Source organism: Levilactobacillus sp. HBUAS70063, assembly GCF_038374745.1.
Classification (GTDB): Bacteria; Bacillota; Bacilli; order Lactobacillales; family Lactobacillaceae; genus Levilactobacillus.
The window spans coordinates 168,381-194,005 of record NZ_JBANSM010000001.1 but is presented as its reverse complement, the minus strand read 5'-3'; the positions used below and the strand labels follow the sequence as shown (position 1 = coordinate 194,005).

Annotated in this window: 22 protein-coding genes and 1 other RNA gene; 5 read left to right on the top strand and 18 right to left on the bottom strand. The window is 55.3% G+C overall.

All coding sequences use genetic code 11. The features are described from left to right. The first annotated feature begins 13 nt into the window (after nucleotides 1-13). Entirely contained in the window at nucleotides 14-421 is a 408-nt protein-coding gene (locus V8I28_RS00975) for a ribonuclease HI family protein (RefSeq protein WP_341778261.1), read from the top strand. Here the strand turns inward: V8I28_RS00975 and V8I28_RS00970 are convergent. Further along, nucleotides 397-1,521, bottom strand: a complete 1,125-nt coding sequence (locus tag V8I28_RS00970) for an NAD(P)/FAD-dependent oxidoreductase (protein WP_341778259.1) — start codon at nucleotides 1,519-1,521, stop codon at nucleotides 397-399. The two genes, V8I28_RS00975 and V8I28_RS00970, sit on opposite strands and share 25 nt — an antisense overlap. A 221-nt stretch (nucleotides 1,522-1,742) precedes the next feature. Here V8I28_RS00970 and V8I28_RS00965 point away from each other — a divergent pair, with 221 nt between their 5' ends. Next, nucleotides 1,743-2,264: a hypothetical protein gene (locus V8I28_RS00965; RefSeq protein WP_341778258.1), complete on the top strand. Its 522-nt coding sequence runs from the start codon at nucleotides 1,743-1,745 to the stop codon at nucleotides 2,262-2,264. A 245-nt stretch (nucleotides 2,265-2,509) separates the two neighbouring features. Here the strand turns inward: V8I28_RS00965 and V8I28_RS00960 are convergent, their stop codons facing one another. Continuing rightward, nucleotides 2,510-3,112, bottom strand: coding sequence for a nitroreductase family protein (locus V8I28_RS00960; RefSeq protein ID WP_341778257.1), 603 nt, complete (start codon nucleotides 3,110-3,112; stop codon nucleotides 2,510-2,512). 256 nt (nucleotides 3,113-3,368) lie between these two features. Next, a complete protein-coding gene (locus V8I28_RS00955) occupies nucleotides 3,369-3,893 on the bottom strand; it encodes a TetR/AcrR family transcriptional regulator (protein WP_341778256.1) in 525 nt (174 codons plus the stop codon). Between the two features lie 185 nt (nucleotides 3,894-4,078). On the opposite strand from V8I28_RS00955, the gene V8I28_RS00950 reads away from it, so the two are divergent. Then, nucleotides 4,079-4,744 (top strand): CPBP family intramembrane glutamic endopeptidase, encoded by a 666-nt coding sequence (locus V8I28_RS00950; protein WP_341778255.1) that lies wholly within the window; start codon nucleotides 4,079-4,081, stop codon nucleotides 4,742-4,744. Between the two features lie 704 nt (nucleotides 4,745-5,448). On the opposite strand, the gene V8I28_RS00945 is transcribed toward V8I28_RS00950, so the two are convergent. The 11 genes from V8I28_RS00945 to V8I28_RS00895 form a co-directional block, all read right to left on the bottom strand. Further along, nucleotides 5,449-5,793: a hypothetical protein gene (locus V8I28_RS00945; RefSeq protein ID WP_341778254.1), complete on the bottom strand. Its 345-nt coding sequence runs from the start codon at nucleotides 5,791-5,793 to the stop codon at nucleotides 5,449-5,451. A gap of 63 nt (nucleotides 5,794-5,856) precedes the next feature. Further along, nucleotides 5,857-6,327 carry an 8-oxo-dGTP diphosphatase gene (locus tag V8I28_RS00940; RefSeq protein ID WP_341778253.1) on the bottom strand — a complete coding sequence of 157 codons (471 nt, stop codon included), beginning with the start codon at nucleotides 6,325-6,327 and terminating at the stop codon, nucleotides 5,857-5,859. After that, complete coding sequence (locus V8I28_RS00935) at nucleotides 6,324-7,406, bottom strand: acyltransferase (protein WP_341778252.1); 1,083 nt, start codon at nucleotides 7,404-7,406, stop codon at nucleotides 6,324-6,326. Before V8I28_RS00935 ends, V8I28_RS00940 begins: the two co-directional genes overlap by 4 nt. A gap of 135 nt (nucleotides 7,407-7,541) precedes the next feature. After that, on the bottom strand, nucleotides 7,542-7,730 hold the full coding sequence (locus V8I28_RS00930) for a hypothetical protein (RefSeq protein WP_341778251.1): 189 nt from the start codon (nucleotides 7,728-7,730) through the stop codon (nucleotides 7,542-7,544). Between the two features lie 123 nt (nucleotides 7,731-7,853). Further along, nucleotides 7,854-9,197, bottom strand: a complete 1,344-nt coding sequence (locus tag V8I28_RS00925) for an ammonium transporter (protein ID WP_341778250.1) — start codon at nucleotides 9,195-9,197, stop codon at nucleotides 7,854-7,856. Between the two features lie 281 nt (nucleotides 9,198-9,478). Then, nucleotides 9,479-9,862: an HIT family protein gene (locus tag V8I28_RS00920; protein WP_341778249.1), complete on the bottom strand. Its 384-nt coding sequence runs from the start codon at nucleotides 9,860-9,862 to the stop codon at nucleotides 9,479-9,481. A 6-nt stretch (nucleotides 9,863-9,868) separates the two neighbouring features. Beyond that, on the bottom strand, nucleotides 9,869-11,014 hold the full coding sequence (locus V8I28_RS00915; protein WP_341778248.1) for a THUMP domain-containing class I SAM-dependent RNA methyltransferase: 1,146 nt from the start codon (nucleotides 11,012-11,014) through the stop codon (nucleotides 9,869-9,871). A gap of 191 nt (nucleotides 11,015-11,205) precedes the next feature. Then, an RNA gene (gene rnpB, locus V8I28_RS00910) (RNase P RNA component class B) lies at nucleotides 11,206-11,585 on the bottom strand. Between the two features lie 19 nt (nucleotides 11,586-11,604). Continuing rightward, nucleotides 11,605-11,958 carry a cell division regulator GpsB gene (gpsB, locus tag V8I28_RS00905; protein WP_341778247.1) on the bottom strand — a complete coding sequence of 118 codons (354 nt, stop codon included), beginning with the start codon at nucleotides 11,956-11,958 and terminating at the stop codon, nucleotides 11,605-11,607. 54 nt (nucleotides 11,959-12,012) lie between these two features. After that, nucleotides 12,013-12,582 carry a DUF1273 domain-containing protein gene (locus V8I28_RS00900; RefSeq protein WP_341778246.1) on the bottom strand — a complete coding sequence of 190 codons (570 nt, stop codon included), beginning with the start codon at nucleotides 12,580-12,582 and terminating at the stop codon, nucleotides 12,013-12,015. A gap of 695 nt (nucleotides 12,583-13,277) precedes the next feature. After that, nucleotides 13,278-15,497 (bottom strand): alpha-galactosidase, encoded by a 2,220-nt coding sequence (locus V8I28_RS00895; protein WP_341778245.1) that lies wholly within the window; start codon nucleotides 15,495-15,497, stop codon nucleotides 13,278-13,280. Nucleotides 15,498-15,953: 456 nt separating this feature from the next. Here V8I28_RS00895 and recU point away from each other — a divergent pair, with 456 nt between their 5' ends. Together recU and V8I28_RS00885 are read left to right on the top strand one after the other, a co-directional pair. Next, the gene (gene recU / locus V8I28_RS00890; protein ID WP_341778244.1) at nucleotides 15,954-16,562 is read left to right on the top strand and encodes a Holliday junction resolvase RecU; all 609 of its coding nucleotides are present in this window, start codon (nucleotides 15,954-15,956) and stop codon (nucleotides 16,560-16,562) included. A 30-nt stretch (nucleotides 16,563-16,592) separates the two neighbouring features. Continuing rightward, nucleotides 16,593-18,929 carry a transglycosylase domain-containing protein gene (locus V8I28_RS00885; RefSeq protein ID WP_341778243.1) on the top strand — a complete coding sequence of 779 codons (2,337 nt, stop codon included), beginning with the start codon at nucleotides 16,593-16,595 and terminating at the stop codon, nucleotides 18,927-18,929. A 728-nt stretch (nucleotides 18,930-19,657) separates the two neighbouring features. On the opposite strand, the gene V8I28_RS00880 is transcribed toward V8I28_RS00885, so the two are convergent. From V8I28_RS00880 to V8I28_RS00865, 4 genes are all read right to left on the bottom strand, one after another. Beyond that, the gene (locus V8I28_RS00880) at nucleotides 19,658-20,356 is read right to left on the bottom strand and encodes a DnaD domain-containing protein (RefSeq protein ID WP_341778242.1); all 699 of its coding nucleotides are present in this window, start codon (nucleotides 20,354-20,356) and stop codon (nucleotides 19,658-19,660) included. Between the two features lie 125 nt (nucleotides 20,357-20,481). Next, nucleotides 20,482-21,657 (bottom strand): pyridoxal phosphate-dependent aminotransferase, encoded by a 1,176-nt coding sequence (locus V8I28_RS00875; RefSeq protein WP_341778241.1) that lies wholly within the window; start codon nucleotides 21,655-21,657, stop codon nucleotides 20,482-20,484. Between the two features lie 17 nt (nucleotides 21,658-21,674). Then, complete coding sequence (locus V8I28_RS00870; RefSeq protein WP_341778240.1) at nucleotides 21,675-22,178, bottom strand: cell wall elongation regulator TseB-like domain-containing protein; 504 nt, start codon at nucleotides 22,176-22,178, stop codon at nucleotides 21,675-21,677. 48 nt (nucleotides 22,179-22,226) lie between these two features. Then, on the bottom strand, nucleotides 22,227-25,070 hold the full coding sequence (locus V8I28_RS00865; protein WP_341778239.1) for a helicase C-terminal domain-containing protein: 2,844 nt from the start codon (nucleotides 25,068-25,070) through the stop codon (nucleotides 22,227-22,229). Between the last annotated feature and the right edge of the window lie 555 nt (nucleotides 25,071-25,625).

Genomic DNA, 25,625 nt, shown 5'->3' with positions numbered 1-25,625 from the left:
TTGGAGTGATTCTTTGTTTTCCTTATATACCGATGCCGCGACTCAGCCGCAAAGTGGCCTGAGCGCCGGGGGCATTCTGATCGTTCACGATCACGAACAGACCCAGCTCAAGTTCGCCCTCACCGCCACCAACAACCACGCCGCCGAATTTGAAATTGCACGACTGGGCTTTCTGGAACTCGCCCGGTTGGTCGGTGCCGACTGTGCCACGACGACCGTTCTATTCTATACCGATAGCCAGATTGTCAACGACAGTTTAACCAAACATTATGCAAAACATTACCAATCGGCGGTCGACGCGCTACTGGCCGCCCAGGCCCCCTTCCAATTGGTGCTCACGCAGTGGGTCCCTGAAAAGCAAAACCAGGGCGCCCACACGCTGGCCAATCAGGCGCTTCATTCGGCCGAAGACGTCAAGTAGGTGGTCAACGGCTTCTCGTACTGGCTCCAATCGGGGGTCCCACCGTACAGCGCCGATCCGGCCAAGAACTTGCCAATCTGTGGTCCCGTGGTCAAACCGGACGACCCCAGGCCGGACGCCACTAGGAAGTCCTCGTGGTCCGGTACCAGGCCGAAGAAAGGCGCGAAGTCCCGGGTATAGGCCCGGGTACCGACCCGCACGCCGGTCAGACTGTCGGCCGTTACGTTTTTGACCAAGCGCTGGGCACTGGCCAACAGGTCGGCCGTCACCTCGGGATTAACGCTGAGGTCGAATTTGCCATCGTTTTCGTGAGTCGCCCCCACGATTAACTTCCCGTGATCGAACGGCACAAAGTCCCGCTCGCCCTCGGGCATGACCACGGGCATGTGTTCTTGGAGCGGATAGTCCTTCACGGCCAGTTCGATGAGTTGACCCTTCTGTGGCCGGACATCGGCCACGATGCCTAACGACGCAATCAGTTCCTTGAGCCAGGCGCCAACCGCAATGATGACGCGATCGAATTGCCGAGCCCCCAACGAGGTCAATACCTGACCCTGGGCGTTAAGCTTGACCCGTTCGTGGCTGACCTTGAGGTTGCGTTGACTAGCCAGATCCAAGAGGCCGTTGACCAAGGCCGCGCCATCGACCCGTGCCCCACCGGTAATCAGGACGCCCGGTTGCGGATTCGTTAGCAGTGGGACTTGGGCCTGCACCTGTTGGGCGGTTAGCGTGCTGACCTCACCCATGGTTGCGGCGGTCTTCCGGCGATCCTGAGCTAGGGCGAACAAGGTTTCCAGATCCGCCTCGTCCTCGCGTGTTACGATGGTTCCGGTCTGTTGATAGACGTCCGTGCCCAGGTGTGCCTCGTGAATCAATTCGGGATAGAGGTCGGCCCCGGCCTTCGCCAGGCGGTACCATTGCTGATTCCGACGCTTAGAGAGCCACGGTGAAATGATGCCCGCGGCGGCCTTAGACGCCTGGCCCACGCCGTCATCGAACAGCGTGACCTTGACCTTTTCGCTACCCGGTAATTTACTCAAATAATAAGCTGCAGTGGCCCCAACGATCCCGCCACCGATAATGGCAATTCTCTTTTGCATGCAACTTGACCTCCTAATCAAGACAATATTAACTAGCTCTCATTTTAGCATACCTTGCTGGGGATAACGCTTAGTTAATCCGCGACGCTCACATTTTCCATCAGCGAGGCCTAACCTCGCATAAATTTAGGACGATGGCCGATAAGAGCGGCTAAGCCTCCTTACCGGTCCCAAAAAGGGTATCATTTAACACAAATCCGTGTCATTTGGAGGAGATTCGCATGCTACTATTCTTTAACCGCCTTTTCTACGTTTCCGCGTTCATCATAGTTCTCTTGGCGGTGGCCTATCTCGTGATTATTTATCGCATTTCTAAGGATAAAACGCTCACCGAACAGGCACAACACGTCCTCAAGCTCGAACAGTTTCACCAGACCCATCCCGCCGTCCGACGACTGGCCAATCAATCGCGGCACTGGCGGTTCATCGCCGCTCTCACCATGATTGCGGCGATCCTGTCGTCCGCCGTCGTGCTCATCTTTTTACCCAACCTCTTCCCCAACTTCGATTCGGCCCCTAGCCTGCTGACGCTCCTCGTCATCCTCGCTATCGGCGTGACTGTTACGACTGGACGCCACCTGGTCATCGACCACCGCTTGCGCCAGGTTTACCGGCAACACGCCTTGCTCCTCGGCCGTACACCACACCTCCACACCTTTCTTCTCACCTATCAGCTGGCCATGCTCCTCTTTACCTATGAGGTCCTGGGACTGGCGACCGCTTATGTTGTTCTGATGGATTAGTGATCCCCGAGGATGGCATTCATTTGCCGTCTTCGGGGGCAACGTTGTTGCGGTTGGCTACAGGCTACAACCGCGGTGATTGAGTCGCTTGGCCATCAGCGCCCATTCAAGACGCTTAGCTTAAGCTTGGTCCAGCTCCTAATGACGATACAGCTGCATCATCCAAATCTAAAAAAGCTCAGCATTAGTATGAACGCCTTCACTAATGCTGAGCTTTTCCTTAGTTTGCTTTAAAAAATTGAAACCTACTTAAATACCCGGAACCGTTCGCCGTCGTCCATGTAGTCCTTGTCACCGGCTGGAGCTTCGATGGAACCGAAGTCCATTTCTGCCCGTAACCGCCAGCTGGCTGGGACGTCAAAGGCTTCCCGCACGGCGTCGTCGATCAGTGGGTTGTAGTGTTGGAGGTTTGCCCCCAAGCCATTTTCGGCCAGCGAGGTCCAGACCGCATATTGGGCGTTCCCTTGGGATTGTTCGGACCAGTCCTGGAAGTTGTCCGCATATAGTGGAAAGTTTTCTTCAAATTCCTTAACCGTCTGGGTCTCGGTGAAGAAGAGCACCGTACCGTAAGCCGCCTTGAAGCCGTTGATTTTGGCTTGCGTCTTGGCAAAGGCATCATCGTCCTTGACGACCTTGCGTAAGGCAGCGGCCACGATATCCCAGAGTTTCTCGTGGGAAGCCCCGAATAAGATGATGGCCCGCGTGGTTTGGTTGTTAAAGGAGGACGGTCCCTGCTTGATGTTGGTTTCGATCAGATCGACCAGGTCGTCCTGAGAGAAGGAGACGTTACGACCCAGTGCGTAGATACTTCGGCGTTGCTTGGCGAGTTCAATAAAGTTTGTTTTCATGTTAATAGCCTCATTTCGTTAAGTTATCGTTTGCTTGGCAGACTTGCGTCACGTTGCTTAATAGTTTATCACTTACTTTTAGGAAGTAAAGTGATTTTTCAACCCAAACGCCTGACCTATCAGGCGATTAGGTATGGTCGGTCGGCGTCTCACTAGGGGATTAACCGGTTCCACGGTGGGTGCAAAATTAGCCAAGTAAAGCGTTTAACTAAATATTTTACTTGGCTATTTTTGTTTACTAAACTATCGTTTTGCCTCACGCCACGAGTAATTTCTGTAACTGGGCTGTTACCCACTCGACATCCACGGCCGGATCGGGCAGCCGTAGCAGGACGCCTAACAGAAAGGTCCAAACGGTCATCGTGGCCTGTTCTGCCGACAAAGCCGTTGCCCGTTGAGCCAGCAGTAGGGTCACAACCGTCCGCAGGCTTTGCGGTGCCACCAATGGCGCACTCAAAATAAAGGTCACCGCACGGGGATGCTCAGCCGCATAAGTTAAGAGGTTGGTGACCATTCGCCGCAACATGGTGGGCGCGTCGGCCGAATCCAAGACGCCAGCGCGAAGGGCCGCCGTCAGCTCTTCGACGATTTCCGTGCGCAGCTGGGCGAGCAAGGCCGCCTTGTCCGGGTAATGCCGATATACGGCCGCCGGGGTCACCGCTAAAAACCGGGCAATTTGCCGGAGCGAAAGCTGGTCGACCCCCTGTTCTTCCAATTGCTGGCGGGCCTGCTGGGCAATGGCCGCTGCCAAATTTTGACGATGGTACGGGTGTTCTGTCATAAAATTTCGGCCTCCTTTTGCATGTTACTACCGTTTACATCAATATGTTATCACTGTATACATTAAATGTAAACGATGATAACATCCATTTTCTTCTCGTGGTAATCCTTACATAAGCTTTACACGCAAACGCCGGCAAAAGTTTTATAATGGGGATAAACTTCTTTTAGAAAAGAGTGCCGTCTATGTCACGAACCATCTCTACTCGTCGTTTTACGTTACAGCTGATCATCTTCTGGATTATCTGGTTGCTGGTCCAGCTGGGCATCAACACCCCCATTGAGCATCACCTGACCGGGTGGCCGGAGGAACTCGCCCTCGACGCGACCAAATTAGCCGTTTGGGTGGGTGGGGCCATTTTGCTCCTTCATCGCGCGCCAACCGAGGCTTTAGCGATCGACCAGCGCAAACAGTGGCGGCCCAACTGGCACTTCGCGGCCGGTTACGCCATCTGGGCCGGCATCGTGGTCTATCTATTGGCGGAATTTTGGATCGTTCATCACGGCCTACGCGTCAATCCCACCTTTATCCCCGAATACTGGGGCCGGTACTTCCTCGTCGTGGGGGTCGCCGAAGAATTCCTTTTCCGGGGATACTTTTTCAACGTTCTGCTCAAGAAGTTCAGCCTAGCGAAGGCCAACACGATTCAAGCCTTGGCTTTCGCCTGCCTCCACATCCCCCGCTACCTGACCACCGTACCGGTGATGAGCCCCATGACCTGGGTCGGCAACTTGATTACCGTGGCGGCCCTCGGTGCCCTCTTCGGCTGGTTGTACGCCAAGAGCCGCTCGCTATGGCCCGGCATCGCCGTCCACATGACCTGGGACATTTTGGTCACGCTCTTCGCTTAAAAGAAAGCCGAACAATTGCCCTTTGATGCTCGTTTCGGCTTTCTAAATTAGAACTAACGGTTGAAAGATAGAATAAACGCGCTGATTCCCGAAACGGCAGTGTTCTGTCCACTAAAATTGGTGAAACCAGGAGCCTGCGCCTGCCAGGGGTTCCGCCTGCTATGGGGGACACCTCCAGCCTGGAAAGCGGGCTTCCGGTTCGCTTGGCAGCCTTGCCAAGCCCGTAAGTCTCCCAAGTCGCCTCAGCTTACAGCGTCGACACAGCTGGCTCCACCCCTGGCGATCTCCAGCAGGAGGGTGTTTGTCAGCAACACCGATGTTTATCGACAAACTAGTCGTTACGTCGGGCTAAGCCGCTGATTACTGGTCGGCATTTTCGTAGCCGTGAGTGAGCCAAATAGGGGTTCAGCCGTGGGAGTTCCCTAAGTGGCACGGGTTGCCGCTTAGGGAACTGGCGTCTTTGAGACGCGGGTTATCGGCTCAAAGCGAGGTGTCGAGACCGCACTGTGGCTCGGCCCGTCCGCCCACCGCGCTCCAACCCCTATTTGGCGAACGGTAAGGCGACCACCTTCCACAGCGAAACTGTAAACGACTAATCTTAACGTCATGAGTTGCGCGACGACCATAGTTTTAGTCGATTTCTATCTTTCAACCTTTAAATTAGAACAAAAAAATTCTGGGCCTAATCGCCCAGAATTTTTTAGTTAACGGATAATATACCGCCGGAGATACCCCAGCAAAATGCCGAGAAAAGTCAGTGGTAATAAGAAGCTCAGTAGCGGCGCCAGCAACCGTGTCGTGGTGGCCAAGGTCGTGCCCACGTCCAGCAGGAACACGACCCCACTGATGGCGAGCAAAACCTGCCACCATCGACGGGTTATCTTGGCTTCATAGGTGAGGCCGTACACCAGCAGCGTCAACGCCGTGGTTAGGAGCAAGGCGCGTTGAAACGGCGCAACCCGTACCACCGCGGTCAGCAGCAAGGCCAGCACGCTTAATCCCATAAAGAAGTAGCCATACCAGCGTTGGGTTTCCTTAATCGTCTTCACGTTTATCGCTTCCTTTTTGACCCTAACTCCAGTGTACGCATTCTGCCATTTTTTTCAAACGGTTCACGCCATCGACCCGCCGTCTATCCGGAGCGGACCATTCCACGCATCGCTCACCACGGCCGCCGTCTCGTGACGAAAGACCTTGAGTAAAGTCATGAGGCCCTCCGCACTGTTTGCCACGGTCAGCGTGGCCGGGTCCAACCAGTAGATGGGCCCCTCATCGCTGGCTCGAATCTCACCGGTGAAGCGATCGCCGCGATACAACAGACCCAGCTTCCGTCGGCTACGGTCGGCCGAGAACCATTCGCAGGTCCCGCAGAACGTCACTTCTTTTAACGACAGCCCCGTCTCCTCGAAGACCTCGCGGATTGCGGCGGCCGCACAGCTCTCCCCGACTTCCACGTGACCGCCGGGGAAGCTATGCCCCGCCTTCCATGGCACGTTCACCTTATCTTCGACCAGGACTCGGCCAGTCGCGGGGTCCGTCACCATCACCATCGTCACCAATTCTACCGGTTGCGTTCTCGTCATTGTCGTTTCCTCCATTTAATCACTCTAGTCAAAACGGCCGTAAATCCAAACGACCAGCCCCAGGTTAGCAGGTAGCACACGCCAATCCCGATGACGGGCTGGCTGCGGGTCAGGGCCGCGCCGCCCAATCGCCAGATCACCTGGAGCCAAAAGACGTTGGCCAAATAGGATGGATAGGCCATCCCCGCCAGTCGATGAATGACCGGCAGCCACCGCGACCGGTGGGCTTGTTGCCAACCGGCTACGGCCAACACCAGCCCGATCACCGCCAACACGTAGCCGACCGTGGCCGGCAGGTAATAGCTCGTCCGGTCCAGGCTGATTGGTAAGGTCCACGCCATCAAAGTACGCCACTGCCCGATTAAGGCGACCACCGCTAGCCCCAGAAGCACCGGCCACCACCGGCGTAAGCGTCGCTGCCAAATAGCCCAGTTGTCCCAGGCCGCGATGCCCAGAATCGCGTATGGAAAGAAGCCCAAGCAGATTCGGTCCAGAAGATACCAACGGGTTACCCGCGACGTAGGATACACGCTCAAGTTGTACCATCCCAGCCACAAGAGATAGCCCAGCACGGTCAGACCTAAAATCCAGTGCGCCATCCGCCGCGTTCGGCTCCCCCGACGAATGGCCCAAAACAGGGGCATTAGAAAAATCATCTGCAGCATCATCGTGTTGTACCACAGATGGGGCGCCGCATTACCGTTAATAAACTGCCAGCCAAAGCTCAACCTATTATGGTAGGGGTGGTGTTGCTGCAACCCAGGAAAGATCACGAGATACGCCAGCGTCCAACAAATGGTGGGGAAAAACAGGGCCGACCACTGGCATTTCAAATACGCCCCGTAGCCCGGCTGGTGGGTCGCCGTGGTTCGCATCGTGGTGAACAAGATGCCACAGATGAAGGCCGGCGCGGTAAACTTAACGGCCAGATAAAGCCCAGCCAAAACTGGTCGTAAGGCGACGACCCGCGGCACATCCCAGGCTAAGCCCAGGACGGATTGGAGCATCACCGCCGTGCAGGCCACAATTTTTAAGTAATCGCCGCCATCGGCCACTTGATTCATTTCTTCTACTTTCACGTCCACTCATCGCCTTTACCCTTCCCATTTTAGCAAGTCGCCGGTCGGCCTGTAAAGACCACGCCGCCAAGGACACTAAACCCCCAGGACCGGAAATCTCTTTCCAGCCCTGGGGGCCCTTTTAATCTCGCTTAATTAAGCTTCGCGTTCACGACTTTTAACTTTTCCAATCACACTATCGATGCCATAGCAGACCAGTCCCAAGCCGCCAAATACGGCCGGAAAGACGATCCACATCGGTGATTTCATTAAGACCAGCACTAGGCTCAAGAAGCCCACCGCTAAGACCACTAAAACCGTTAAAGCAATCGTGTCTTTTGTCATATTGCTCCCCCCAAGCTAAATTAATTTTCGTGGCCCCTAACCACACGTTTAGTTTAGCAGGTCTACACGCTAGCGACAACGACTTTGAGCAAGCTTAATAAAGTCACTAACTTTTGCGTGGCTCTAATGATCATTGCCGTGCGGTGACTGCGGCAGTGGGTGTTCCAGGTGTTGCATTTGTCCCCGAAATTCCGTTTCATACCGGGCCTGGTCCGGTTGTTCATCCATCAGGCGTTCGCTAAGGCCCACGGCGTAATCGGCTTGTTCGCCGTGTTCGCCTTGGTCGAGGCCCAACTCCTCTTCACCGGCCGTGACCCGCATCGGCATGAACCGCTGTAAGATAGCGACAACCGCGCAACCCATGATGGCCACGAAGGCAATCGTGAAGGCCGTGGCCAGTAGCTGAATCCCAAAGAGGTGCCAGCCGCCGCCGTAAGCCAAGCCATTCTCCGCAATCGTCGGGTTAACGGCCTTGGTCGCAAAGACCCCGGTCAGGATACTGCCGACAATTCCGCTGACGCCGTGGCACCCGAAGGCATCCAGCGCGTCATCCACGCCCAGCCGCGGCTTCAGCAGGCGAATGAAGGCATAGCTGGTACACGTGGCAATCAGGCCAATCGCCACGGACCCCATGACCGTCACGTACCCGGCCGCCGGCGTAATCGCCACGAGGCCGCACAGCGTTCCCGTGCAGACCCCAACCAGCGTGGGCTTCCCGGTGGTCCAAATATCCAAGAACATCCAGGTGACCATCGCCATCGCCGTGGCCACGGTACTCGTAATGGCCGCCTGCAAGGCCACGCCATTGACGGCTAAGGCACTGCCGGCGTTGAACCCGTACCAGCCAATCCATAAGATGGCCGTCCCCAGCAAGACCCAGGGTAAGTTGTAGTGAGGATTGTCCCGGTTACCGGACAGCCGTGGTCCCAGCCATGCAGAGAGAACCAGCGCCGTGACCCCGGCGTTGATGTGAACGACCGTCCCGCCGGCGAAGTCCAGGACCCCCAACTTGGCCAGCCAGCCCAGTGGACTCCAAACCAGATGAACCATGGGGTAGTAAATCAGAATGGACCAAGCAATCAGGAAAATCAGAAGAAACTTAAAGTGAATCCGGCCAACGACCGCGCCGACAAATAACGCTGGCGTGATGATGGCAAACATCATTTGAAACAAGGAGTAGGCTCCCAGCGGAATGTGACTCGCCGTCAAACTCGCCAGGTTAACCCCGGCCATGAAGATGTGGTGGAGATTCCCCACGACACCGGCAACATCACCGGAGAAGGCCATGCTGTAGCCCACGAAGATCCAGAGTAAAATCGCCACCCCCGTCATGATGAAGACCGACAGCATGGTGTTGACCACGTTCTTTTCCGAAACCAATCCCCCGTAGAAAAAGGCCAATCCCGGGGTCATGAACAAGACCAGAATACTAGCAATTAAAACAAATGCGGTGTTAGCAAGATTCATCTGCGACGCCCTCTTTATCTCTTAATGTCACAAATTCTAACATTGAAAATGGTCCACGTCTACTCTTAGATTTAGAATAGCCTATTGTTAGCCGCTTTGACTTACTAACGACCTAAATCAAGCCATTTGGTCTAGGTGTCCTCCCACTAAGCCGGTTGACTATGTTATGTTTCCTTACATAATCTTCTAAAAAAAGATTGCGAAAAAGGCCAGCCGCACGTCACCGTGTCGGCTAGCCTTAGCGATGGTCGCTCAACGTCGACCATCAATCGTTTTTGGTTTTATTTATGGCGCCAAGCCTTTACCGCGTGGGGAATCATCTTGCGAATGCCGCCCCGCGGATCTTTCACGTCCCCCGGATACCGGGGAATGAGGTGGATGTGGGCGTGCATCACGGTCTGCCCCGCGGCCGGATTGACGTTGATGCCAATATTGTAGCCGGCCGGATGGTACCGTTCATCAAGCAATCGTTTCCCCGCCGTCAATAAGTCATCGAGCGCCCGCTTGGTTTCGACCGGGACATCGAAGTACGTGGCGTAGTGCTGCTTGGGGACAATCAACAGGTGGCCTTCGCGCACCGGATGGATGTCCCAGAAGGCCTTCGCCAGGTCATTTTCCAAGACGATCTCGGATTTTTGGCAAAAGATGCAATCCGCTTTAATCACGAAACATTACCCCTTACGTTGCCGTGGTTTGCGCTGGGCCCAGAACTGGAAGTAGTCCGTCCGTAGCGCACCGTTATACAGTTTCCGCGTCTTGGTGGCCTTTTGACCGTAGAAGTGTTCGAACTCCAAATCGGCCGTCAAGACGTACTTGGACCAGTCGGTATAGGGCTTGAAGACCTGCCCCATCTGTTTATACAGTTCCCGGACGCTGGCCTGATCGCTCAGCCGCTCCCCATAAGGCGGGTTGGCCACGATGACCCCGTGCTTCAGATCCGTTTGGAAATCCTGCACAGCCAGCTGGCGGAACGTGATGTCCTGCGACAAGCCCGCTTCCTCGGCGTTCTTCTTGGCAATGGCAACCATGTTCTCGTCAATATCGGTCCCAAAGATCTGGAGCGGGGTGTCGTAGTCCGCCTTGGCATCGGCCTCGTCGCGCACCTTGTCGCTCAACTCTTGGGGCACCCATTCCCAACTCTCGCAGGTAAAGTCGCGGTTGAAACCGGGGGCAAGGTTCCGCCCAATCAACGCCGCTTCAATTGGAATCGTTCCGGACCCACAAACGGGATCCCAGAACGGCATGTCCTTGTGCCAACTGGTCAGCGCAATCAAGGCCGCCGCCATGTTTTCCTTAATCGGCGCGCCCCCTTTGCCAACCCGGTAGCCACGTTTAAATAGACTCGGGCCGGTGGTGTCTAGCGTCAGCATGACGTGATCCTTGTCAATCATGACTTCCAGCGGATAAGTGGCCCCCGTTTCGGGCATCCGGGTCCGCCGGTGGTAGACGGCCGCGAGCTTCGTGGCCACGGCCTTCTTCACGATGGCCTGAGCGTCCGGCACACTATGTAGCTGTGACTTCTTCGACCGGCCCTCGACCGGAAAGGCCGCGTCCATGGGTAACAGTTCGTCCCAAGCGACCGCCTTAGTGGCTTCGAACAGCTCGTCAAAGGTCACCGCGTTAAATTCGGCCACGATGATCCGCACCCGGTCGGCAGTCCGTAGCCACAGGTTGGCGCGTAAAATATCCTCGACCGTCCCGTCAAAGCGGACCCGGCCGTTTTCAACCTGCGTTTCGTACCCTAGGTCGCGCAATTCGCGCCCGGCTAACGCCTCGATACCACTCGCAGTGGCGGCATATAAGTGAAATTTCTTCATAACTTCCTCCTCATCTTCAATCTGATACCGACAATCCACTCGATTGTCCCGTTCACAGGTACCACCGGCTTAACTGCCATTAGTGTACCACCAATCGCCCCGGTCAACCCATGAACACCTTGGGGATTCCCCCGTTAAATGTTTAAAAAAAGGGTGGGAGCAAGCTCCCACCCACCTGACATGGTGTAAATCCCTGTAAGCCATGTTTTGTACCACCCAACCGTTTCAGGCAAACGGCTGACTGGCAGTAATCATCTATCTCGAGAGTTTCCTCTCCCCCCACATTTCGTTCATTTCCATATGTGAAGCGCCCCTACCAAAAGTTTGGGTTGCCCGCTCGAGGGGTTTACCGCGTTCCACCGTCTAAGTTTCCCTAGACGTATCGTCACTGTGGCACTTTTCAGGGATACTAGGGCATAGCCGAAGCCGTAGCCGTGTTTTCCCGCCGTAACGTTATCACTAACGTCCCCCGGCTTATTTTTTCACCGAGCACGAACACTACAGACATCGCAGTCTGTGCGAGCATGGACTTTCCTCAGCCGACAAAAGCCGACCGCGATTACTCAGGATTTACACCAGTCTTTATAATTCTACAAACGATGTGACTCGTTTGGATCATTATCTAATTGTGAGCCGAAAACGTGCCGTTCCAAATTGGAAAGCCGTTTCAAGATGTCCATATTCGTGGCACTTGAAACCGGTTGGCTGGTCGTTGAGGCTTGGCGTTGACTGCCGCCCACTTGAACTTGTTTCGTTAGTTCATCGACCTTCGCTAACAACCGTTCGTTTTCTTCTTGAAGCCGTTGATTTTCCTTAACAAAGGTGTCGTAGTCCTTAATGACGTTGTCTAAGAAGCTATCGACGTCGTCTGGATCGTAACCACGCATCTTTTGTCGAAATTGCTTTTGCAAAATTTCCTTGGGAGTGAAATTAACGTTTTCCATTGTCCTCTACACCTCGTTGTCTTATCAAACCGGCAATTAATATAATACCAGTTTTCATTCGATTTGGGAACCATTATTTAAATTTTCTTGATATTCGTTGGCACTTTCCTGTAACCAATCCATATCGATCAGGGTTAAGGGGTAAGTATGTTGCGCCTGAAACTGCGTAATGGCGCGATAATCATACTTGGGTTTGCCTTCGACTTCTAAATCATATACCATTACGGCCTCATCCGTATGGGTCAGCATAAATTCTTGATAGTTTCTTAACTGTTGGGGGCCATGATAGGGTTGTTCACTAACCGATTGGTGAAAATCCACCTGGCTCGCCAAGGTCGCATACTGCGCCTGATTGGCCTCGTTCCAATTGCCGCCAAATTCCGCAAACGGCGTCATTATCGCGATCTTTAGCTCCGGATAATCCGTCTTGAGCTTGAGCGCCACCTCGGCGGCCCACTGCTCAACGCCCAATTGGCCACCCGTGATTAACCAATCCGTGCCGGACTCGACCTTATTTATCAACAATTTACGTAACGTATCCTTAATGACCAGTAGCTTGGGGTCCTGATTACCAAATACCCCGAGTTCATAGCTTCGATAGCCCGTTAGCCACAGTCGACTCACCCGACTACCCCCTCTTCAATTAGTCTCTACCTAAAGGTTGAATGCTCAGATTGATCGCGCTGGCCGCCTTACCGTTCGCCAAATTTGGTCTGGAACGCGGTGGGCAGGACGCGCCGAGCCTGTGGAACGGTCTCGTCGCTCGCTTTGAGCCGTCAGACCGCGTCTCAAAGACGCCATTTTCCCAAGCAAAGCACTTGGGAAAATCCCACGGCTGAGACCAAATTTGACTCACTCACGGCTATACGGGGCATAACCAACTACTCACGCTGAAAGTTGCCCCGCTAGCGATGACCGTAACCGTGCATCTCCTAAACGACGCCACACTACGATGCTAGTCTGCACCAAGCAAGAACCAGCGAGACTGAACCAAATCAACCATTTTGGCGCACATGACCATAGCCGTGAGTGAAGCGAAATCTAGGCTCAGCCGGGGGATTTAGCGGCGACTTTTGCCGTTAAATCGGTGACTTTGAGGCGGTGATTTCCCGGCTCAAAGCAAGGTCCGAGACCGCTCTTTGGCTCGGACCGGCCTTCCCCAGCGTTCCAGCCTAGATTCCGCGAACGGTAAGGCGGCCAGCTCACACAAGGCTTACCGACGCAACGATTGTGATTTCGCCTAAGCTATGCCGTTCAGCCTTTAGGTCTATACCTTATAGTGTAGCGAAGTTTTTCGCTAACGGCAACTAAATCGCGTGCTAATCGACCGCCGCAATCACGAAGACCCGCGCGCTGAAGTCAGCCGAGGCGTCGACGCCCTGCGTTGTCGTGAGTAGGTTGGGAACGAGCAGCCCCGCGTGCATCAGTTCATCGCCGAAATAGACGTGGTCGTCCCCGGCGACTTGGTACCGTTGATTGGGCAACAAACCACGCAAGTAAAGCCGATTATACGCCGGATTGGGCTGATTCAGGATTTGATAGCGCGCCGCCACCGCCCGGCGGCCATCGGCGCTCACGACCTGCCAACTGCCGACGTTTTTATCGCCCGTGAAGGGACTGTCTAACCGGTAGAACGTACCCTGCTGGAACAGGTCGCGGTGGGCCTTGTAAAAGGCTACCTGAGCCTTAATGGCCGCTTTTTCGGCGGTCGAGCACGCCGTCACGTCGAGCTCGTAGCCCAAATCACCGAAGTAGGCCACGGCCGCGCGCGTCGCCAGCGGCGTGATCCGCCCCGTCTGGTCGTTGGGTACCGCGGACACGTGGGCGCCCATCATCGCCAGTGGATAGCCATAAGATGTGCCAAATTGAATCCGCAATCGCTCCACGGCATCGGTATCGTCGCTGGTCCAGGCTTGCGGAGCGTAGGCCATCATTCCCAGGTCGAAGCGCCCACCACCGGATGCGCAGGATTCAAACAGCACATCGGGATAGGCCGCGGTCAACCGTGCATACAGCCGGTAAACGCCCAGCATGTAGCGGTGAGCGAACTCCTCTTGCCGGTTGGCCGGCAACGTTTGGCTAAAGGCCTCGGTGATATTACGGTTCATGTCCCATTTGATGTAGTCCAACCGAGCGTCTTCAATCAGATGACTCATCTTATCATAGAGGTAATCCACGACCACCGGATTGGCCATGTCAAGGACGAACTGGTTCCGCCCCGGCGTCATTTCCCGGTGAGGTGCCCCGACCGTCCAGTCGGGATGGGCGCGATACAGGTCGCTATCGAGGGAAATCATTTCCGGTTCGAACCACAGCCCGAACTGCAGGCCCAGCCCGTGAATTTGGTTAGCTAGGTGGGCGATTCCGTTTGGTAGCTTGGCCGCGTAGACGTCCCAATCCCCCAGTGAGGTGGTGTCGTCGTCTCGGTGGCCGAACCAGCCATCGTCTAAGACAAACATTTCAATCCCCAGGCGCTGGGCCTCGCGGGCAATCGCCAACAGCTTCTCCTCATCGAAATTAAAATACGTCCCCTCCCAATTGTTGATGAGCACGGGCCGCGGCCGCTGTGCGAATCGGGGGGTGACCAGATGTTGCTGGTAAAAGGCCCCCATTTGCTGGCTCAGTTGGTTCAATCCCCGATCGGTGTAGCTCAGCACGGCTTCCGGCGTCTGAAAGCTCTGGCCGACCGCGAGTTGCCAACCGAATTCGGTCGGATTAATGCCGGTCAAGACCCGCGCCGTACCAAAGGCGTCAACCTCTACTTGATCGAGGAAGTTTCCCGAATAGACCAGGTTTAGGCCCAGCGCCGCGCCCTGATCTTCGTTGGTATCCGGCCGGGCCAAAGCGATGAAGGGGTTCTGCTGGTGACTGGAAGCCCCTCGCAAGCTCCCCACACTCTGAATGCCACTGCGGAGCCGACGGCGAATCAAGTGGCGTTCGCGCGCCCAGCTCCCGGAGAACTGCAGCAGGTCGTAGTTGGCGTCCGGCAAGTCCAGCTGAAGGCTTAACGCCCGATCCAGCTTAACCGTGGCCCGACCGTGATTGGTGAACTTAGCGCTCCGGACGATGACGTCTTGATGGGGAAAGACCGCATAGCTCAAGGCCAGCGTCAGCCCCGTAACGGCGTCCGCCAAGGTAATGACCAGTGTCTGCGCGTCATCGGCGCTGTCATCGAACGTGGCCGGCAGGTCTTCTAGCCGCTGTTTGCCCGCGATAACCCGCGCGTTTTGATAGCGAAATTCGCTGATCCGGCTACCGTCTTCCCCGGTAATCTGAAAGGCCGGGTCGCGGTAGTCCCCCTTACCTAGGCTGGCAAATTCCTGTTTCAACGTCTCCGGCTGAACGTCCGGGTGGTCCAACCGCCACGCCGGCATGGCCCCGTGTTCCTCGCGCGCCGTCAACTCGGGAAAGGCGGGTTGGTCGTGAAGCCGTGGACCGTAGTACAACTGCCCCAACTCCCCATTTTCCATCACGTGAAAGATGTAGCTGGTGTGCGCCGTCTGTAGGTGAAATTGTTGTTCCTTAACTAAAATTGGCATCGGTGTGCTCCCTTCATGATTGTGACTGCTTAAAGTTATCGTAGCACAATTTGTAAGCGCTGACAGCTAACTGCGGTGGTCCCTTCAAAATAATTATCGGCTGTGACGATTAACGCCCCCTTAATTGCCGATGGCCCAGGTTCATCGGGCCTGAAATGCCGACTTCTCAGGCTGGAGGTGGCCCCCACAGCAGGCGGAACCCCTGGCAGGCGCAGGCTCCTGGTTTCACTAATTTTAGTGGACAGAACACCGTTGTTACGGGAGGAAACGCGCTAATTCTACTTTCAACCTTTAGTTTCCAATGATCAGCGATTAGCCGGGCCTGAAAAGCCGACTGAAAAAGAAAACAATTTCTTTAGAATTTGTTTGGGAGTTTTTATTTCCGGGTCAGCTTGGTATAATGTCAATAACTGGGCCGCAAATGAAAGCCAGCTTTCAACAAGGAGTGAGGAGTCAATGACTATTCGGTATCCCAATGGGCATGCCTACCAAGCGCCAGCAACCGCAACGGGGCCCAAGTTTGCCAGCCACTACACCAACTATGGTAAACGGGGTATGACGCTGGAAGAAGAATTGAATCAGAGTAACACCTATTATCAGACGCACGGGCTCGCGGTGGTTCACAAGAAGCCAACGCCCATTCGGATCGTCAAGGTCGACTATCCCAAGCGCAGTGCCGCGGTGATTAAAGAAGCTTACTTCAGCACCGCGTCCACGACTGATTATAACGGTGTCTACCAGGGACACTACCTGGATTTCGATGCCAAGGAAACCAAGAACTTGTCGTCGTTTCCACTAAAGAACTTCCATCAACATCAGATCGATCATATGCGGGCCTGCACGGTTCAAGGCGGTATCTGTTTTGCCATTATCAAATTCGTTAAACGCCAAAAAATCTATCTGTACCCCGCCGCCGATTTGTTTACCTTCTGGGATGCTCAAGCTAACGGTGGTCGCAAATCCATTCCTTATACGGAGATTGCCGCTAGTGGCATCCAAATTACCGCCCAGCTTCAGCTGCCGGTACCCTATCTTAACGCCGTGGACCAACTACTAAAGCGGTAGCTGACACGTTTAAACGCAAAGGAGATTACCATGTCTAGTAACAATTCAAGCAGAGAGACCCGGATGAGTCGCAATGCCGAACGTAATGTCAGACCGACCGGTAAATCCGGCGGTCCCAAGCGACCACACAACGGGTGGCGGACCTTCCGCCGGGTGCTCTTTGTCATCGTGGCCGTGGCCGTTCTTGGAATTCTGTTTGGCGCCGGCCTGTTCTTTTTCTACGCGCAGAGTGCGCCGAAGATTTCCCAGTCCGCGTTATCCAGCGACGCCTCCACGCGAGTCTACGATGCCAACGGAACCGTGATTTCCCGTCTGGGTGCGCAGAACCGCAGCTACGTCAAGTCCAAGAACATCCCGGACGCCTTGAAGAAGGCCGTAGTCTCGACCGAAGACCGGCGTTTCTACAAGAACAATGGGGTTGACCCCATCCGGATTGTGGGCGCGGCTTTGGCCAACGTCACCGGCTCTTCCCTAGGAATGCAGGGGGGCAGTACATTAACCCAACAACTCGTGAAGTTATCGGTCTTCTCCACCGCCGCCTCCGATCGAACCCTCAAGCGTAAGGCCCAGGAAGCCTGGTTGGCCTTGAAGGTCGATCACAACTACTCCAAGGACCAGATTCTCGAGTACTACATTAATAAGGTCTACATGGGGAACGGGGTCTACGGGATGCAGACAGCCGCCCAGTACTACTACGGCACCAATCTGAAAAACTTAGACTTGGCTCAACTGGCCCTGTTAGCCGGTATGCCGCAGTCCCCTACGAACTACGACCCAACGACCTATCCCGAACTAGCGAAGAAGCGCCGGGACCTGGTTCTGGACGCCATGGCCAAGAATGACGTCATCACCACCGCCCAGGCGGCTCAAGCGAAGGCTACCAGCATCAAGGCCGGCCTGTCCTCGACCCATAAGTCGACCGCCACGGCGAGTGCCAAGACGACCAAGGTCATCGACGCCTACCTCAAACAGGTTTACGCCGAGCTAAAGGCCAAGGGCTATAACACGACCACCGGCGGCCTGAAGGTCTACACTAACCTCGACATGGGCGCCCAAAAGAAGCTGTACAACATCGTCAACGGGACGGCCTACGTCAACTTCCCGTCCAATAAGTTCCAGGTCGGATCGACCATCGTCAACCCGAATAATGGGAAGGTCGTCGCTATGATTGGGGGCCGGAAGACCGGTAACGTCACCTTCGGCCTGAACCGTGCCGTGCAGACCGACCGTTCCAGTGCTTCCACGGCCAAGCCGCTGATGGATTACGGTCCAGCCATCGAATATCTGAAGTACCCGACGTACGAGCCTGTGAAGGATACGGCGTTCACCTATCCCGGGACCACCAAGAGCCTGTACGATTGGGACAAGAAGTATCAGGGCACCATCACCATGCGCAAAGCCCTCTACGAATCCCGGAACATTCCCGCGGTTCGGACCCTCCAAAATGTGGGCATCAAGAAGGCCACCACGTTCCTGAATGGCTTGGGGATGTCCTTTGACAAGACCCTGACCCTGCAAAATGGGATTGGCCTGTACATCTCGACCGAACAGGAGGCCGCCGCCTACGCCGCTTTCGCTAACGGTGGGACCTACTACAAGCCTTATCTGGTATCCAAGGTTGTCACCCAAGACGGCAAGGCCCACAATTACGCTTCCGTGGGCAAACGGGCCATGAGTGCCGCGACCGCCTTCATGCTAACCGATATGATGAAAGACGTCATGACCAATGAAAACGGGTCGGGTCGTTCCGCCGCCATTTCCGGGCTGTACCAAGCCGGGAAGACTGGGACGGACTCCTACCCCGATGACTACGCCGACAAGGTGCCGGACGGGGCCACGATGGATTCCTGGTTCACCGGTTACACCAAGAACTACGCCGTTTCCGTTTGGACCGGGTACGACAAGCAGTTCCAGACCGGCCACTACGTCAGCGAGACCCAGACGACCATTGCCCAAGAGATCTACAAGTATGAAATGAACTATCTGGCCACCAAGAGTACCAACTCGGACTGGACGAAACCAAGTACGGTCACCGAGACCACGCAAAACGGCAAGACGGAGTACTACATCACCGGTCATCCGGGAACCGTCTCCGACACCACGTCCACCAGCCAGTACGGTTCGACCAATACCACGAGCTCTTCCGCATACAGCAGCAACGGTCAGGTCACCACGAATTCCAGTAGCAGTTATCGAACGGAATCGTCAACCACTAGCCAGTCCAGCACCAGCAAGGAATCCTCCAGCACGGAGCAGACCACTGGCGGTAACAATGGTAATGACGACAACGACAACACGACCACCAACTCGAGTTCAACCACCACGTCTTCCGCAAATAACACACAGAACAAAGACGATGATAACTAGCCTAAATTAAAAGCGATGCGCCGTTCCCTTCATTGAGAACGGTGCATCGCTTTTGTTTTGGCTTAAAGGTTGAAAGCAGAATAAGCGCGCTGATTTCCGTAGCGGCAGTGTTCGGTCCACAAAATTAGTGAAACCAGGAGCCTGCGCCTGCCAGGGGTTCCGCCTGCTATGGGGGACGCCTCCAGCCTGAGAGGCAGGCTTCCGGTTCGCTTGGAAGCCTTGCCCAACCCGCAAGTCTCCCAAGTCGCCCCACGCTGTAAGCTGAGAAAAAACCTCAGCTAACACCGTCGACACAGCTAGCTCCACCCCTGGCGAGCTCCGGCGGCGTAGTGCTTACCAGCAGTATCAAAGTTTGTCGACAAATCAATTGTTACCCAGGGTTGAGCCGCTGGTTGCTGGTCAGCACTGTCGTAGCCGTGAGTGAGCCAAATATGGGTTCAGCCGTGGGAGTTCCCTTAGTGGCACGATTCATGCCGCTTAGGGAACTGGCGTCTTTGAGACGTGATCTTTCGGCTCAAAGCGAGGCCGAGACCGTTTCTCAGGCTCGGTCCGGTCCGCCCACCGCGATCCAACCCATATTTGGTGAACGGTAAGGCGATCACTTTCCACTGCGAAACTGTGAACGACTAAACTTAACACCATGAGTTGCGCGATGACCTTAGTTTTAGTCACTTTCTATCTTTCAACTTTTGTTTTGGTTTAATGTTGTCGTTACTGGTTACCCGGCGCTAGTTATCCGTTAATTTAAAGATCGGCACGTCCGGAATATCATTGCCCGGTGTCGCCGTGTTTTGCTTGCTGGGCCGGGGATTCTGACGTTCCTTGTCGCGTTGAACCTGAGCGGCCGTCTTCAGATTCTTCTTTTCCCAATTCAAGAGGATCCGGTCCATGTATTTTAGACTGTAGGCCTGGCTTAAGACCGCTTCTTTTAACGCCAGCTGGATCAGCTCCGGCCGGTAGTGGTCGTCGTCTAGCCACTGGTTAATACTCTCCATCTCTAGTGGCGACAGTGGCCGACCGAATTCCGTTTCGATCTGGTTAAAGACGGTGGCCCGGTCGGTGGTCTCGGCCTGTTTCACTTCTTGCTTCGTGGTCTGGACGGCCAATTGACTGAGCTTTTCTAGCAATAGCCGAAAGTCATAAGCGTCTTGCTTCTGGCCCTGCGCGTCCGGTACGCTGGTAATCGTCATCAATTTATTGGCAATCAACTCGTGTAAAATCTGATAGACGCGTTGCTTATCCCAACCGAGATGGTCCGCAATATCTTCGGCCTCCGGCATCTTCTGGCCCCGGTCCATGTAACGCCGTAACTGTAGGAACACCAAGAGTTGGTCGGTGGTCATCCCCACCTCACGAAAGTGGTCGAGCAGATAGTTGGCAATGCTCGTTTGCCCGGCCTGCACATACCGCTGTGTAAAATCTTCCATTTCTAAAAATCCCCCTGTTCAGCCACCGATGCCGTCAAGCCGTCAGTGGCAAGAAACGACCGAACGCCTAGCTGGCGGTCCGATCGTTTTTAGTCTAACCTTTTAAAAAGTAAAAGTTGTGTGGCTTAATCGCTCATAAACGCCCGGAGTCGATCGACCGCGGCCTGTAACGTCGCGAGGTCCGTGGCGTAGCTCAACCGAATGTGCCCGGGTAAGCCGAACGCCTCGCCGGTGACCGTGGCCACGTGGGCCTCGTTTAAGATCAAGTCCACGAAGTCCGCCGTGGTCGTGACGTGCTTGCGTGCCATCGCCGCCGTGACGTCCGGGAAGAAGTAAAACGCCCCGGCTGGTTTCGTCAGGCGAAAGCCCGGTAACGCCGCCAATTGCGGATAAATGACGTCGCGGCGGTGCTTGAAGCCCGCTTTCATTTCGGCCACCGAGGCTTGACTCCCGGTCAACGCGGCCGTGGCGGCGGCTTGACTCACCGCCGCCGGATTTCCCGTCATGTGAGAGAGTAGCGTCTTCAAGGCCTGGGTAATGGTCGGATTGGCCACGGCATAGCCGATCCGCCACCCAGTCATCGCGTAGGTCTTAGACACCCCGTTGATCAGCACCGTGTGGTCGTCAATGGCCGCCGAGATACCCAGCATCGACGGGGCCACCTGGTCCGTATCGTAGAGCAGTTCGCCGTAGATTTCATCGGCCACGATGACCAGGTCGTGGGCCACGGCAAACTCACCAATTGCCCGCAGTTCCGCACGCGTATAGGTCGTCCCGCTGGGATTTTGCGGCGAGTTTAAGACAATCGCGCGGGTCGTCGGCGTCACGGCCGCCGCTAACTGCGCGGGGGTCACCTTGAGCGAATCGGTCGGGGCTACCTCAATAGGTTGCCCGCCCGCCAACTTCACCTGTTCGCTATAGCTGACCCAGTAAGGTGCGGGCAGTAACACGGCATCCCCAGGATTGAGCAGCACCTGAAATAACGCATAGAGGGCCATCTTGGCGCCCGTGGTCACCACGACCTGCTGGGGGGCGACGTGGATGTCGTGCAACGTGGCCAGATTGGCCGCAATCGCCTGGCGCAAGGGCAAGACGCCCTCGGTCGCCGTATACCCATTGACCCGATCGGCCTGAATTGCCGCGACCGCCGCATCCTTAATGGCTTGCGGCGTGGTGTAATCCGGTTGCCCGACACTAAGATTGATGACGTCGATGCCTTGGGCTTGAAGCGCCTGCGCGCGTTGCCCGGTAGCTAACGTGGCCGAGGGGCTGACCCCCTGGGCGCGATTTGACAAATGCATGTTACCCGCCTCCTGAATTAAATGTTGGAGATTTGTTGTAAGACTTGTCCGTTACTGTACTGGTACGTCAGGTAGCAGAGCTTGCCACTCTTATTGAGGTAGCTAATCTGCCAGGCCGGCTTCCCGTTAAACATACTGAGGGCCGCGGAGAGCACCTTCTTCGGGTTGTGTTGCCACACCTTCTGTAAGGCCGCATTCCGGGAGAGCCCGTCGCTTTGCTTGAGGACCGTGACGTTCTTCCCGGACTTCGGGACGATGGCGTAGACGGCCTGTTTCGCCTTGTTCTTACCGGCAACCGTGTAGTAGGTCGTATCCAGATTCGTCCAGTAAAACCCACTGGTGCTGGTCAGATGGCCAGACTTCTTGGCGACCGATTCCGCTCGCGCTTGGTCTTGGCTGAGGGGCTTGGTGGCCTTATTAATCACGTAGCCCGCACTCAGCAACAGAATCAGGATCACGATTAGTACACTGAGCAGAACCCAGTGGCGTGGTCGCTGACGCCGTTGATATTGTTGTCTCATCAATTTCCATCGTACTCCCTTGTCAGAATTCAATCTCTCCCAAGTATATCAAACTTCCGGTGGCGTCTGGGAATCGACTGGTCTTTTTTCAAAAAAATTAACTAAACCTTGGGAAATCGCCGTCACATCACCGGTGGTTCGTGGTAAGTCAGCTGGCAAAGCCCGGAGAATACTTTGCCCGTAATGCCGTTCGATGAGGCGTTGGTCCAAAATCACGATGGCGCCGTGGTCGTCCGGCGTCCGAATCAGGCGCCCGACCCCCTGCCGAAGCTTGAGGGTCGCCGCCGGTAAGGCCGCATTATAGAACGGATTCTTGCCGGCCGCCTCCAGCCGCACGTAATCGGCCTTGACGAAGACGCGGTCTGGCGAATCGAACGGCAAACGGGTCACAATCAGCAGTTCCAGCTGTTCGGCCGGCAAATCGATACCCTCCCAGAAGCTGGCGGCCCCCAATAGGATGGCGCCGTGACTGGTAGCGAAGCGTTTGGCCATGCGTTCGCGACTCCCACTAATCCCCTGGGCGAAGATCTCGCGCTGGGCAAATTCTGGTTGCTTAACCAACTGCTGGTAGACCTGGGCAATCACGCTTAACGAATTGAAGAGAATCAAGGTTTGTTTGTCCACGGCCCCCGCAATCTGGGTGATTGCCGCGGTCAAGTACACCACGTAATCGTCGGGCGAGACGCGATTCAACTCGGGACCGGAATCGGCGATAAAGAGTTGGGCCTGCTGGGCGTAGTCGAAGCTCGACCGCATTCGGTGGGTCACCGTCTCATCGCGTTCCAGGTCGAATTGATCCAACACGTACTGTGAGCGCCCGGACGAGAAGAGCGTGGCCCCCGTCAGGAGAACCGGCTGAAAGTGCGTATAGATTTGGCGGCGCAAAAAGCCCGCCGTGGCCAGCAAACCGCTGGCCAACTGTAAGCTATTCCGATCGCCCACGTGGTTAATCGTCACCCAAAACAGGCTGGCCGTGTGGGTCTTGGTCACCTGGGCGAAGATGTCTTGGAGCTGGGAGATCTCGTCGTCAAACTGGTGAATCCGCGTGTCGACCTGCGCAAACAGGTGTTGTTCCGAAGCCGAGAAGCGGTCCTGCTGACGATCGAAGCTCCGCCGCAACGCGCCCAGTTCCGCCAACAGGTCGGTGGTATCCGCCACCACCGTCGCCACGAGGGGGTCCGTTTGGGGACGCAAGGCGTCGAGGTCCGCGGTCGGAATTAATTTTTCGATGGTCTGGTTTTGATTATTTCCCCGCTGTCGCGCCAGAAAGGCCAAGAAGAGTTGGCTCACCAGCTGATTCAGCGTGGCCTCCAGCTCCTCGCTCAAGCGCACCATGCGATTGAGAATCGCCGTCGCCTGCGCATCCCCTAAAAAGAGGTTGAGGAGGCTGGGACCAATTTCACGATTGATGTCCCGTTGCACGTGATGTAAGGCGTTGGTCAACTGAGCGAACTTAACCTGCGTCCGCCGCTGTCGTAGCGTGCTTTCGGCCAAGTGCTGGGCCTCGTCAATCACCAGGTAAGGCCGATCCAACTGCTCCCCCAGGTCCTGAGCGTGTTCGCTCAAATAGGCGTGGTTGACGATAATCACCTGCGCCTGGGCCATCCGCTGGTCGCGGCGCCGTAAGAAGTCGTCTTCGTAAAACGGATTGTCCGTTGACGTCGCGCCCTCGTGGACCACCTCTTGGAAGTACGGGGCCCGGTACGTCGCGAGGTGCAGTTCGTCCAGGTCGCCCGTAGTCGTCATGGTCAGCCACACCAGCAGGCGAAGCTTCAACAGCTGGGTCTGCTTGGAACTCTCGGCAATTTGCAACGTGGCCGCAAACTTTTGTAAGTCCAGATAGTGCCGACTGCCCTTGACCAGCACCGCGTTAATCTGAAACGGCACGATCTGGTTCAAGAGGGGCAAGGTCTGGTCGAGGAGTTGTTCTTGCAGCAAGGTCGTGGCCGTACTGATGACCACGGCGCGTCCCTGCTGATTGAGATAGGCCATCGGCAACAAATACCCCAGGCTCTTCCCGATTCCGGTCGGCGCCTCGACAATCATCTGCTTGACGGGATGCTGATCGCTGGCCGCGTAATTGTTATAAATGTAATTCATCATCTTGGCCTGTTCCGGTCGCCATTCCAGGTTAGCCGGCATCAGCTTTTGCTTTTGTTTTTTGGTCTTGGGATACTTCGACGGTTCGGCTAACGTGGTGGCCGGTAGCTCGGGGGTTCGCCGCAGGGCCAGCCCGTTTTTAATGTATAGATAATCCGGTAACTTGCGGGGCTTGGCCGTGTTTAGCCGCAAGGCCACGTCAAAAAGAGCCGCCGTTTGGAGCGGTAGTTCGGGATGCAGGTCGATCATTTGTTGAAGCGTAACCAGGGGTAAGGCCCGTAAGCGCCGGAACAAGAAAATGAAGAGTTCCGCCGTGGCGCTGGCATCGCTATCCGCCGAATGGGGATTGTCGTGTTCGATGTTAAAGAGGCCACTGAGGTCGCGCAGCCGGAAGCTGGCGGCCGTGGGCAGTAAAATCTGACTCAACGACACCGTGTCTAAGCCTTCAATGTTTAATTTGGGATACCCCACCCGGGCGAACTCCGCGTTAATAAAGGGTAAATCAAAGTTGACGTTGTGCGCCACGAAAACCGTATTGGTCAGCTGGCTGTACAGCGTGGCGGCCACGTCATCGAAGAGTGGCGCGTGCCGCACCCGTTTGTTCGTGATGCCGGTTAGCCGCGAAATGCCCGCGGGAATCTCCCGCAGCGGATTCACGTCGGTTTCGAAATGATTAATAATCTTGTTATGCTGGACGAAGACGCACCCGATTTGGATAATGCGGTCGCCATCTGTCACACTGGTTCCGGTAGTTTCAATATCGACCACCGCGTAAACCGTGTCTTTATCCATAATTTGCTCACCAATTTCTGCACGATTGCGTTAATAACTGGCACTATGATACACCACTTAGGCGCCCGACGCTACTACCAACGTGCGGACATTCTCTGACCTGGCCGCTACGATTGGTAAGTGTGGAACAACTTGGGATAATTGCGGGTTCTGCACGGCTTCCAAGCGAACCGGAAGCCCGCTTTCTAGGCTGAAAGCGTCCCCCATAGCGAGCGTAATCCCTGGTAGATGTAGGCTCCTGGTTTCACGAATTTTAGTGGGCAGAACACCGTTGTTACGGGCATCAGCGCGTTAGTTCTACGTTCAATCTTTAGTTAAATGCGTTATCGCTTAGCGTCTAATGCGGGTAAACCAACACCGCCCTAATTGAGAAAGGGTTGCCACAATTTTTCGAATTAAAAGTCATTTTGGCTAATTTCCGTTGGGTTAACCCCCCTTTTTTTGCCCGTCATCGGCCCTAAATACCTGCTATCAGGGGCCCTTACTTCCAGTTTTTCCGCCAAACTTTCTATAGAAAGGGTTAATTTTTCGTAGAATTGCGAATTTTCGATAGCA